We start from the raw sequence: 11,665 nt of genomic DNA, 5'->3' as shown, positions 1-11,665 counted from the left end.
TGATTACGAATTTCATTATCAATCTGTGATTCCTGAATTACCGAAAAGTCATCCGAATCGTCATGTAATCCGTGAGAAGCGATAAATTTACTCCCATCTTCTACCTCAAACAGTAATCCAATTTCATTTGCAATATCTGCATATAGTGCGCTGCTGTAGCTTCTTTTTAAGATAGTTATATTTGATATACGTTGCCCTACAAACCTAGCCCAAAAGTTATTACTGTACACTGCATCTGTTGCATCTACTGGATAAAGCTCGTTATCTTCTTCAGCTAGTTCTTCAATTTTTTCACCAGCCTCGTTTTTCTCAACCCAGATAGTAACTGAGTTTTTTGATGGTTGACTTCCATATCCAATAACTAGCCCTGAGTCAAAGCTCATGATAAGACAGCCGGCTGTCAGTGAAAAAACTTCTTTTGCTTCAATGTCGTATTCCAGAACCGCCCTATCAGGTGGCTCCCAACTATATCTAGTCAAATTAAGTATCGTAAGTCCCTTAAGGGAGTCTAAAACCTCACTCCGATTAGATGGAATATCTGATGTATATAAAAAAGTTTTCATTTATTTAGTTTTTTTGAGCAGACTAATAAGTTTCAATCTTCGTCATGGATTGTTAACTGTCCTTCTACTTTCCCATAAGCTTTCTTCACCCAATACCCTCTAGGTGGCTTTTCTACCCCATAAGCTTTACACCACTTTTCTACAGCTTTATCAGATACGCCAAAATCTCTGCCAATTTGTGCGGTTGGCTTTTCCCAAACTAGTTTTCCTAGTTCTTCTTTTGATGGTCTTTCTACTTTTCTGGTATGAATTCTAGAGTCTGGGTTAACCTTTCTGGTTGTTAAGTCAACGCCAAACTCCTTGTAGGTTCGCTTAGACGCTACTTCAGTAAAATCTGTAAAATCTTCCCACCAATAAAAGGGTGTAGGTGAATTAGGTATTTGGGTAGTTATATAGCAACCATTAAAGCTAATTGATGGATAAACAACTTTATCTATGTCAGGTAGATAAACAGCATAAAAGTCAAAGTCATTTACTTTATACTTCTTCTGATGAGTACCATTTTTATCTACCCAAATAGTTTTGTTTACTACCCTATTATCTCCAGCATATTTAGCTTGTATTTTATAAAATTTATCGTCTTTGTAAGCAACAAAATCAAAAGGTAAATGTTCACAAACAAGTGGTGTCAGAATCAAGTATCCTTTAAGCCTTAGATCCGCGATCGCTTTGGTAGCAGCAATATCGCCTTTGTTCTTGGTATGATGCAGCAATAACGAACCCTCAACCAATAAAATGATTATATCACTTCACCGTGCTTGAGGGTTCATATTAAGTTAAAACGAGCGCGGCAGGGCTCGAACCTGCGACCGATTGCTTAGAAGGCAATTGCTCTATCCACTGAGCTACGCGCCCAAAACAAAATCATGGCTCCCGAAAGAGTCACCTACATTATTATATCGTCTTCACCTACCAACAAGCAATCAAAAATTGCAGATTTACTACTAGCAAGGCTAAGATGCTAGTCGCTAGTTAGTCAATTTACACCGAAAACGAAACAGATGGGGTATTGGTTTAGATATATTGAGTTGTCAAGGGGTTATTTGCCTGTTAGCGCTAACGTCCTCTGGGCGGCTACCTTCGGGAAGAATCTAGCGATCGCTAGGCTCATTTCCACAGTATGCTAGGTAATTTCAGCCTTGGCGATACTGCCAAATGCCATTATATATTCCATATTAAGAGTGCCCCTGTGAGGAGTTATTTGCTAGTGCCATGTTTATTCTCAAACGGCAGGATGTTGAAATATCAAGCATTCAGCACCCAAAAAAGGATCAGCAAGTGCCGATTCTCAGTTATCAAGGGCAAACTTTTCGCTTGATTAGCGTATTCAAAGCTAGTCAAGAAGAAGAGGCTAGAGCCTTATGGAGAGAATTAACGGATAACCGAGGTAAAGCCTGTGTTTTACTCGAAGAACCCGAACGCTTTAGCGTTTGGGGTAAAATCCGTTTAGAGCAACTGGATAGTGACACAGGTGGTCATGGCAAAACGGCGATTTTAATCCAAGCCGGTATTTTGCTATTGCAAGGTGTTTCTATCGATATTGAAGAGTTTTTAGGTGCTAGGCAAGCTGCATTATTTGAAAAAGATATTGCGGAGGTGTTCAAGCAGAAGCAATTTCCCCAAGCATCCTCCCTAGAAGCCGTTAAATATTTGATATCTACTAATCCTTTGCCGACAGCCAAAATACCTGATTGGCAAGAAAATCATGTAGTTATTTTATTACAAGAACTGCATCGATTAGGAAAGGGCTATTTTGGCAACGCTAATTTTACCAAACAAGTGATTTATAAGCTAGAAGATATGCCAGAAGCCGAGCGATCGCTATTTATCGCTTGGCTAAATCAATCGCCACTAGGTAAACTATGGCAGTAGCAGGGAAATTATTTCACAAAATTCCTGCCACTGGCACTTGCTTTTGGCATCCGATTGTGAATTACCTAGCAGATAAAGTACTAGATATACAGTCCTTTAACTCAAAATACTGCCAGAGTGCATCTACATAAGTCTTGTCCTATGAATAACTCTTACGAGAATTCGTTCCTTTCTAAATCCATTTTCACCACTCAGAACATTGTCTTAGCTAATATTGGCTGGGCCGTGCTAGCGCTGCTATACTTTTTGTTATTTAGTGCCAAAGTTCCCGGAGCAGATGGCATAGAAAGCCGAGCCGAGTGGTATGTGATTGGTACAAATATTTTTGAAGCTTTAGCTTATTTGGGTGCCAGTATCTTATGCTTGAGGAACTGGCTGAGTCCGCAAATCGTCAGTGGCCGGAATGTTTGGCTCTTAATTGGGCTAGGTATGCTTTCCTATTTCGTTGGAGGGATAATTTTCGGGTATACCGAAATAGTTTTAAAAGATGAACCGGATGTGTCTGTAGGCGATATATTTTTTGTACTGACTTATCTATTACTTGGCGCGGGCATGATTTTAGCTGTGGCTTCCAGGCGAATCAATCTGGAAAAATGGCAGTGGCTAATTGTATTAGCAATTGCAGTGTTCGGTAGTTTGTTGGCGTGGTGGATTTCTATGCAACAGGAAACACCCTCAGAACTGCTAGTCGCTATTTTGAATTGGTTTTACGTAGTTAGCGATGTAGTTTTGTTAATTATTGCTACCACTCTGCTACTAGCCTTTTGGGGGGGAAGAGTTTCCCAGTCTTGGCGAATGATTGCGGCGGCGGCCTTTTCGCTCTACATTGCAGATATGTGGTTTAAATACGCCCAAGGCCCCAATTATCAAAGTGGGGAGATATTAGAGGTGTTTTGGGTGTTTAGTGGAGTGTTATTTGGCATGGGCGCTGTCTTAGAATATGACGCATCACTAAGACGAACACGGCGTACCAGTGGACGGAAACGAGCTTAGTAAAGATTTTTGGTATCTACCGTGAGAAAATTAACAGACTCTGACAAGCAAGAAATTCTGAAGTTATATCGAGAGACTGCCGAAACAACCTCAACTTTAGCAGACCGCTATGGTGTGAGTAACTCGACAATTAGTCGTCTGCTCAAAAGCACTTTGCCAGAGGATGAGTATGAATACTTAGTCTCTTTAAAGCGGGCTGCAAGAACTCCTGAAGGGAGAGCGCAGGTAAGCTACGAGCAGTTACCGCTACTAAGTCAACCAGAGCCGGAGATAGAAGTTCCACCCATCGAAAGCCTACCTGTGGAAGTGCCAAAGGTTGAGCCACTACCACGTCGGGTAATTCATGTAGAGCAGGAACTTTTCTCAGAGGAAACGGCGGAGTCAATTGCTGCTAGTAGACGGGTCAGGCGTCGTCCCTCGGCGACGGAAAAACCCAAACTCCGAGTTACAGAGAAATTAGAAACTCCAGAGCCAAAGCTGCCGGAAATAGTCAGCATCCCTATCCCACCGCTCAAAAATGAACATCCAGGAGCGGCTGTCATCGCACAGATGCTGGGCGAAGATTTGCTCGACGAATCCGAGGATTTGGATGATTTAGATGATGATTTAGAAGATGATGATTTTGAGGAAGAAGATTTTGATGATGATGACCTAGATGACCAAAGACCTTTAGTTACAAAACGCAGACCAGGTGAAGCATCAGTTCAAGTTTTACCTCTGTCGATAGCCAATTTGCCGAAAACTTGCTATTTGGTTATTGACCGTTCCTCAGAATTAATTACCCGACCTCTGAAGGACTTTGGTGACTTGGGGCAAATTCCCAGCCTGGAAACTCAGCAAAGAACTTTGCCGGTGTTTGATAACCATCGCGTGGCGAAGCGTTTTTCTACTAAGCGCGATCGCGTAATTAAAGTTCCAGATAGTAAAATGCTCCATAAGGCTCGGACTCATTTGCAAGCTAAGGGCATTACACGACTGCTGATTGATGGTCAGGTCTATTCTTTGTCTACGACGGTGTAGAGGTTATGGAGACACCTGCTAGCTATGGTGTGGTATTGGTGACAACTGGCAACATCCAGGAGGCAGAAACAATTGCAAATGCCCTTGTGGAAGCTAAACTCGCTGCTTGTGTAAGTCTGTTACCAATCCACTCAATTTACACCTGGCAAGGGAAACTGCATAAAGAGCAAGAATGGCAATTAGTGATTAAAACTGATTTGGCGCAATTTCCGGCAATGGAGGCCAAAATTAAGGAACTGCACTCTTATGAAGTGCCAGAAATTATTGCTTTACCAATTGTTGCCGGTTCTCAAGCCTACTTGCAGTGGATTTCTCAGCAAGTTAAAAATCAAGAGTGAGGATTTTCATAACCAGCTTCACTCCAGAATTTGCAACGAGCAGGGGTTGTCTACAAACCGCTCGAAGACCAAACGCTCTATATCAAGTTAGCAATTGTTTGGCGAAGTGCAAACACCTCGCCCGTGCTACACCAATTTCTAGCGCAATCAAGAGCCGTTACACGATTTAGTGCAGCGTTTCATTAAGCAATGTTGTTGAGGCTTGCCAAACACACCCATTTTTCCCACCAGGCTTTGTACAATTTCCATATAGCTATCGTAAGGAGTGCTTGTTTCTTCTAATCAGCGCCCTAATGGATCGATAGCTTTCTTATCTAATTGCTCAACTTAAAACTGTCTGGAGTATTGCAACACGGAAAACCGATTGTGAACAGTGAGTTATCTTCTCAACAAGTAAAAGATATTGGTGAACAAGGTCTTTTAAAAAGATTGCAGCGCTTCTGTACTTCAGAAATTATCGGCGATGATGCCGCAGTACTTGAAACTGTACCAGGGCAATCTTTGGTGGTGACAACAGATGTACTGGTTGATGGCGTACATTTTAGCAACCTCACCACTTCTCCAGAAGATGCTGGCTGGCGAGCTGCTGCTGCCAATTTATCAGATTTAGCCGCAATGGGTGCTTCGCCATTGGGAATCACTGTCGGATTGGGATTACCTGGTGAAGTGAAGGTGAGTTGGGTTGAGCGATTGTACCAGGGAATGACAGAATGTCTGCAAAAATACAATACACCAATTGTCGGGGGTGATATTGTGCGATCGCCTGTAACTACTCTGGCAATTACCGCTTTTGGTCAAGTTAACCCCAGTCAAATTATCCGCCGTTCTGCTGCGGTTGTGGGAGATGCGATCGTCGTTACAGGCGTTCATGGAGCCTCCCGTGCTGGCTTAGAACTCCTCTTGCATCCCGAATTAGCCCATAACCTCAAAGATGCAGAACGCACCGCTCTAATCCGCGCCCACCAACGACCACAGCCACGATTAGATGTCTTACCAATCCTCAAAAAAATCTCAGCATCCCCATGCCCCATGCCCATTGCTGGTATGGATAGCAGCGATGGTTTGGCAGACGCGATAATCCAAATTTGCCGCGCCAGTGGCGTTGGCGCAGTCTTAGAATACAGACAAATTCTCGTACCAAAAACTTTTAACCAGTGGTTGCCACCAGATCAAGCGCTAAAATATGCTTTGTATGGTGGCGAAGACTTTGAATTAGTGCTGTGCTTACCACAAGAATTAGCATCAGCCTTAGTGCAACAGCTTGGAGAAGGTGCTGCGATCGCAGGTAAAATTACAGCTGGATCAACAGTATTATTGCACGACGAACAAAAAAAATTCCCTGACCAAGTTCTGAATCTTAGCCAGGGATTTCAACACTTTGGTCAATAGTCCTTTGTCATTTGTCCTTTGTGTAAAACCAATGACCAATGACCAATGACCAATGACCAATGACCAATGACCAATGACCAATGACTAATTATTGCCACTTTTCAGCTACCAATTCTGCCAAATCTAAGACTCGTTGGCTGTAACCCCACTCGTTGTCATACCACGCCATAACTTTCACTAAGTCATTACCTAAGACCAAAGTCAAGTTAGCATCGACAATCGAAGAAGCATCGTGACCTTGATAATCAGACGATACCAGTTCTAGTTCGCTGTAGGCCAAAATACCTTTAAGTGGACCTTCGGCAGCATCTTTAAGAGCTTGGTTAACTTCTTCAGTAATAGTACGCTTCTCAACCTGAACTACGAAATCTACCATTGAGACGTTCGGGGTTGGTACGCGCAAGGCAACGCCATTTAGCTTGCCTCTGAGGTCTGGGATAACCAGCGCCACTGCTTTTGCTGCGCCAGTAGAGGTGGGTACAATGTTTATCGCTGCGGCCCTCGCCCGTCGCAAATCCCGGTGAGAAGCGTCTAGCAAGCGCTGATCGCCTGTATAGCTGTGGGTGGTGGTCATCGTACCTTTGATGATGCCGAACCTATCGTTCAACACCTTGGCAATTGGTGCCAAGCAGTTGGTAGTACAGCTAGCGTTACTGATAATGTGGTGTTTGTTGTGGTCATAGTCATGATGATTTACACCAACCACAAAAGTCCCATCCTCGTTTTTACCAGGAGCGGTAATCAGAACTTTCTTAGCTCCAGCATTTACGTGCCTGAGCGCTCCTTCTTTGCTAGTAAATACCCCGGTTGCTTCGATAATTAGGTCAATTCCCCAATCTTTCCAGGGCAAGTTTTCTGGGCTGCGATCGGATACGCACTTAATCGTCTTACCGTTAACGATGATAGAGTTATCATCGGCACTAATCTCAGCACCTTTGATCTTCCCTAGCATTGAGTCATACTTTAGCAGGTGAGCATTGGTTCTAGGGTCTGAAGTGTCATTAATAGCGACAAGCTCGATTTTACTATTCTCTCTACCAACCCAGCAACGCGCAAAGTTACGTCCAATCCGCCCGAAACCGTTGATTGCAACTCTAATCACAGTGTCTTGCCCTCTGTATTTATGCTTATATGTTGATATCGTTGACCCCAATCATATCGCAAAGGGGGGGGGCAGTTTTAACCATAAAGTGTTAGATCAATAAAAAAACACATAATTTATTCAGATTTGTAAGAGTAGAGATTGTTGTTAGTGATATATGATCTGACCGATTCCGGCACTAAATAACGAATTGACTGCCGTTCGCGGCAAAATTTGCGAATTAGACTTGACGAAACTCCTACTAAAGGTATATTCAAGAGTTGCCAGTGAATGGTAGTAGACTGCTCCCTAAGTTGTTGCTCCACTTGCTTGCAGATTAATTTGCTTTGAGTTATAGTCTCACCACCTAGCTGTCGGGGTGCGATTAACCAATCACACATTTGTGCTAGTTCGTGTCCACGGTACCAACCGGGTAAGGTTTGGAAAGTATCTAAGCCCACAATCCAGTACCAGTGAGTATTTGGGTAACAAGTAGATAAGTCAATCAGGGTGTTAATGGCATAAGAAATCCCAGAGCGCTTTGTCTCCACGAGTGAGACAGTAAACGCTGGGTTATCTTTTATGGCTAATTGCAGCATTTGCACGCGATGCTCAAACAAAGCTGCTTCTTTATGAGGAGGATTTAGGGATGGCACCCAAATTACCTTTCTAAGGGATACTTGATGCAAAGCTGTCTCGGCTACGAGCAGGTGTCCCCAATGAATTGGATCGAATGTGCCACCAAAAATTGCTAGTTGCTCCATCCAGTTAAGCCTGGGTTTTATGCAATTGAAAAATAGTTTCATTACCAATGTACTATTGTACTCAATTCACGCTTAGACTTGATGCAATTTCAAATTAGTTTCACTAAACAATGTATTATGTAGCCAATTCCAGTAAGGTAGCGAAAAATATGTATTTGACATTACAAGAATTTCTTTCCCGATGCGGCCAAAATTTTCAGAATAATCTTAAGAACAGTTCAGAAATAGCAAAAACCTCCAACCAAGGTAAAATCATTCTGAACCATGAAAACCAGAGCAGAAATATCATTTGGGCATCAAACATAAACATGATACAGGAGTAGTTACGGTAAAAATCAAATTCCTGTTATGATACGCGTGTCATTTGTGATTATGGTGTGGTGTGGTGTAAGAGGAGCAATAAATGACTAATTCTGTAGATTTTAGTGGTAGACCATTTCATTTCATTGGTATTGGTGGCATAGGTATGTCTGCTCTGGCATACGTTCTTGCAAAGCGTCAATTTCCAGTATCAGGTTCGGATCTTCGTCCAAACCATATTACGCACAAGTTGGAATCTATCGGCGCTCATATTTTTGGTAAACAAGAGGCAAGCAATCTTGAATTCTTTCGCCCTCAGCTATTGGCGAATGCAGTAGTATTAAATTCACAAGAAGAATTACCTACTGATACTAAGTCAAAACTGCCTCAAGTCATTTGTTCAACAGCAATTAACACTAACAATTTAGAATACAAAGCAGCCCTAGAATTAGGTTGTCCTATCTTACATCGTTCAGATGTACTAGCAGCTTTAATTGCCGATTACTACAGTATTGCAGTGGCGGGAACACACGGCAAAACTACAACCAGTAGTATGATTGGCTATATGCTTTTAGAAGCAGGTCTAGACCCAACGATTTTAGTAGGTGGCGAAGTCAATGCTTGGTCTGGCAATGCTCGATTGGGACAAAGCCAATATTTGGTAGCCGAAGCAGACGAATCAGATGGTTCTCTGGTCAAACACGCTCCCGAAATTGGCATCATTACCAATATTGAACTCGATCATCCTGACCATTACGATACATTAGAAGAAGTCATTGACATCTTCCAAACATTTGCTAAAGGTTGTAAAACGTTAATAGGTAGCATTGACTGTGCGACAGTGCGCGATCGCTTGCAACCCACAATCAGTTATAGCTTACACTCAGATACGGACGCTGATTATACCGTCACCAATATTGATTATCGGGCTGATGGTACCACGGCTTTGGTTTGGGAAAGAGGCACAGCTTTGGGCGTGTTGAACTTGCGGTTACTCAGTCGGCACAATCTCAGCAATGCATTAGCCGCAGTCGCTGTTGGTCGCGCTTTGGGCTTAGAATTTGGAGCAATTGCCAAAGGTATCGCCACCTTTGAAGGAGCAAGACGACGCTTTGAGTTCCGAGGTGAAGTCAATGGCATTACCTTCATTGATGACTATGCTCATCACCCTAGCGAGATTCGCGTTACTCTTGCCGCAGCCCGTTTACAGGCAAGACCAGGGCAAAGAGTGGTTGCCATCTTCCAACCCCATCGCTATAGCCGTACACTGACCTTTTTAGATGAATTTGCCGAGTCCTTTACCCATGCTGATTTGGTGGTGTTGACTGATATTTACAGTGCTGGCGAACCTAATTTAGGGCAAATTAGTGGTGAACGCCTAACGGCGGAAATTGCTAAACAGCATTCGCAGGTAGTTTATCAACCAACTTTACCCGCAGTGTGTGAGTACTTGCTACAAACACTACGCCCAGGAGACTTGGCGCTGTTTTTGGGGGCTGGAAACTTGAACCAGGTGATTCCTGAAATAATTACGACACTTTGTGAGCCAGCTAAAGCCACATCCTAAATGGAGACTTTGCGAAGTTTTATTTCTGAGCAAAGTACCCCTCTAGCAACGGTGTAAATTCGATTACCGTATCTTTGCGGTAAATTAATGTAAAAATTTTACCAAAACAAAGTAAAGATGACCATTTCCCAGGCAGCTGGAAACGTCTGCACAGTTTCTGCTTTGAATACCAAAAAACAGCAAACAGCTAATTCGGTGGAGAGCGAAGTAATTTACTTACCCAGTACTGATTGTGCGATCAAGTCCCAGGCTTCTTTGTCAGCATTTACTTCCTATAGAGTTGGGGGAGCCGCTGATTTGTACGTTGCCCCCCGAAACTTAGAAGCACTGCAAGCAAGTCTTAAATACGCCAAAGAACGTAATTTAAAAGTGACAACACTGGGAGCCGGTTCTAACTTGCTAGTAAGCGATGGTGGTATATCAGGCTTAGTCATTGCGACTCGTCATCTCCGCTTCAACCACTTTGACCCCCAAACCGGTCAATTAACCGTTGCTGCCGGAGAATCAATTCCTAGTTTGGCATGGGCGGCAGCAGAATTAGGGTGGCAAGGATTGGAATGGGCTGTTGGTATCCCCGGAACAGCCGGAGGTGCTGTGGTGATGAATGCAGGGGCACATAATAGCTGTATTGCAGATATGTTAGTTAGTGCCCAGGTACTTTCGCCCGATGGTACGTTAGAAACTCTTACCCCTGAACAATTAGGTTATAGCTACCGGACTTCATTATTGCAAGGTGGCGATCGCATAGTCACCCAAGCCACCTTACAACTCGCCCCAGGTGCAGACCCTGCAAAAGTTGTCGCAATCACCAAAGAACACAAAAAGCATCGGTTAAGCACCCAACCATACAACTTCCCCAGTTGTGGCAGTGTGTTTCGCAACCCCAAACCTTACAGTGCTGGCTGGTTAATTGAACAAACTGGTCTGAAAGGCTACCAAATTGGTGGAGCGCAAGTAGCACTACTCCATGCTAATTTTATCGTTAATCGTGGTGGAGCAAAAGCTAGTGATATCTTCTGTCTCATTCGCCACATCCAACATCAGGTACAAGAACGTTGGTCTATTAATTTAGAGCCAGAAGTCAAAATGCTCGGAGAGTTTCAAGGTGCTTGTGGATAGAGAATGGGGAATGGGGAATGGGGAGACAAGGGAGACAAGGGAGATGAGGTGACAAACAAAACTCCTAACTCTTAACTCTTAACTCCTAACTCCTAACTCCTAACTCAGCACTCAGCACTCAGCACTCCTAATGCCCAATCCCAGAATGCATTAATTATTGGTAAAAAAAGAGGCAAATTACTTACCGCATCTATAATTGAATTTGATTTGTTATTCAACGCACACGCGTATAAATAATTATGACAGGAAAAGGACAGGGATTCGGCTTTGGCTTAGGAAAAATGAAAGAATTAGCCGAAGCTTTTAAGAAAGCGCAGCAAGTTCAAGAAGGCGCAAAGCGACTCCAAGAAGAGTTGGAGCAAATGGAGATTCAAGGAGAATCTGGCGGTGGTCTGGTAAAGGTGATTGTCAGTGGAAACCAAGAACCCAAGCGGGTAGAAATTTCTCCAGATGCTTTAGCAGAAGGTGCAGAAGTACTTTCTGATCTCGTCACAGTGGCAATGAAAGAAGCCTACAACAAGTCCACAGCAACAATGCGGGAACGTATGGAAGAATTAACCAGTGGGTTAGAGTTACCTGGATTTTAGTCATTGGTCATTAGTCATTAGTCATTAGTCATTGGTCATTGGTGATTCGACAAAGGACAAATGACTATTGAC

General features: G+C 43.2%; 12 protein-coding genes and 1 tRNA gene. 8 read left to right on the top strand and 5 right to left on the bottom strand.

What is annotated here, in order from left to right; all coding sequences use genetic code 11:
• The 3 genes from HWQ37_RS24135 to HWQ37_RS24125 all read right to left on the bottom strand — a co-directional run.
• Positions 1–563: hypothetical protein (locus tag HWQ37_RS24135; RefSeq protein WP_292751855.1), on the bottom strand; the 563-nt coding region annotated here is incomplete at its 3' end.
• A gap of 32 nt (positions 564–595) precedes the next feature.
• Complete coding sequence (locus tag HWQ37_RS24130) at positions 596–1,276, bottom strand: group I intron-associated PD-(D/E)XK endonuclease (protein ID WP_292751852.1); 681 nt, start codon at positions 1,274–1,276, stop codon at positions 596–598.
• Between the two features lie 69 nt (positions 1,277–1,345).
• Positions 1,346–1,418, bottom strand: a tRNA-Arg gene (locus tag HWQ37_RS24125).
• Between the two features lie 357 nt (positions 1,419–1,775).
• On the opposite strand from HWQ37_RS24125, the gene HWQ37_RS24120 reads away from it, so the two are divergent.
• From HWQ37_RS24120 to thiL, 5 genes are all read left to right on the top strand, one after another.
• Positions 1,776–2,435 (top strand): Npun_F0813 family protein, encoded by a 660-nt coding sequence (locus HWQ37_RS24120; RefSeq protein ID WP_292751849.1) that lies wholly within the window; start codon positions 1,776–1,778, stop codon positions 2,433–2,435.
• Positions 2,436–2,576: 141 nt separating this feature from the next.
• The gene (locus tag HWQ37_RS24115) at positions 2,577–3,428 is read left to right on the top strand and encodes a hypothetical protein (RefSeq protein WP_104908316.1); all 852 of its coding nucleotides are present in this window, start codon (positions 2,577–2,579) and stop codon (positions 3,426–3,428) included.
• Between the two features lie 21 nt (positions 3,429–3,449).
• Complete coding sequence (locus HWQ37_RS24110) at positions 3,450–4,448, top strand: helix-turn-helix domain-containing protein (RefSeq protein WP_292751845.1); 999 nt, start codon at positions 3,450–3,452, stop codon at positions 4,446–4,448.
• A gap of 5 nt (positions 4,449–4,453) precedes the next feature.
• Positions 4,454–4,786 carry a divalent-cation tolerance protein CutA gene (gene cutA, locus HWQ37_RS24105; protein WP_292751842.1) on the top strand — a complete coding sequence of 111 codons (333 nt, stop codon included), beginning with the start codon at positions 4,454–4,456 and terminating at the stop codon, positions 4,784–4,786.
• A gap of 366 nt (positions 4,787–5,152) precedes the next feature.
• Positions 5,153–6,175, top strand: a complete 1,023-nt coding sequence (gene thiL / locus HWQ37_RS24100) for a thiamine-phosphate kinase (RefSeq protein ID WP_292751839.1) — start codon at positions 5,153–5,155, stop codon at positions 6,173–6,175.
• Between the two features lie 88 nt (positions 6,176–6,263).
• Here the strand turns inward: thiL and HWQ37_RS24095 are convergent, their stop codons facing one another.
• Together HWQ37_RS24095 and nadD are read right to left on the bottom strand one after the other, a co-directional pair.
• Positions 6,264–7,277, bottom strand: a complete 1,014-nt coding sequence (locus tag HWQ37_RS24095) for a type I glyceraldehyde-3-phosphate dehydrogenase (RefSeq protein ID WP_292751836.1) — start codon at positions 7,275–7,277, stop codon at positions 6,264–6,266.
• Positions 7,278–7,393: 116 nt separating this feature from the next.
• Positions 7,394–8,020, bottom strand: a complete 627-nt coding sequence (gene nadD / locus HWQ37_RS24090) for a nicotinate (nicotinamide) nucleotide adenylyltransferase (RefSeq protein WP_292751833.1) — start codon at positions 8,018–8,020, stop codon at positions 7,394–7,396.
• 403 nt (positions 8,021–8,423) lie between these two features.
• On the opposite strand from nadD, the gene murC reads away from it, so the two are divergent.
• From murC to HWQ37_RS24075, 3 genes are all read left to right on the top strand, one after another.
• Positions 8,424–9,887 (top strand): UDP-N-acetylmuramate--L-alanine ligase, encoded by a 1,464-nt coding sequence (gene murC / locus HWQ37_RS24085; protein WP_292751830.1) that lies wholly within the window; start codon positions 8,424–8,426, stop codon positions 9,885–9,887.
• Positions 9,888–10,004: 117 nt separating this feature from the next.
• Positions 10,005–11,006 (top strand): UDP-N-acetylmuramate dehydrogenase, encoded by a 1,002-nt coding sequence (gene murB / locus HWQ37_RS24080; RefSeq protein ID WP_292734740.1) that lies wholly within the window; start codon positions 10,005–10,007, stop codon positions 11,004–11,006.
• A 239-nt stretch (positions 11,007–11,245) separates the two neighbouring features.
• Entirely contained in the window at positions 11,246–11,593 is a 348-nt protein-coding gene (locus tag HWQ37_RS24075; protein WP_099100025.1) for a YbaB/EbfC family nucleoid-associated protein, read from the top strand.
• Positions 11,594–11,665: the final 72 nt, after the last annotated feature.

The organism is Nostoc sp. NMS4, assembly GCF_017115095.1.
GTDB lineage: Bacteria > Cyanobacteriota > Cyanobacteriia > Cyanobacteriales > Nostocaceae > Nostoc.
Note: the sequence above shows the minus strand (reverse complement) of the source record. Positions and strands in the feature narration are given on the sequence as shown.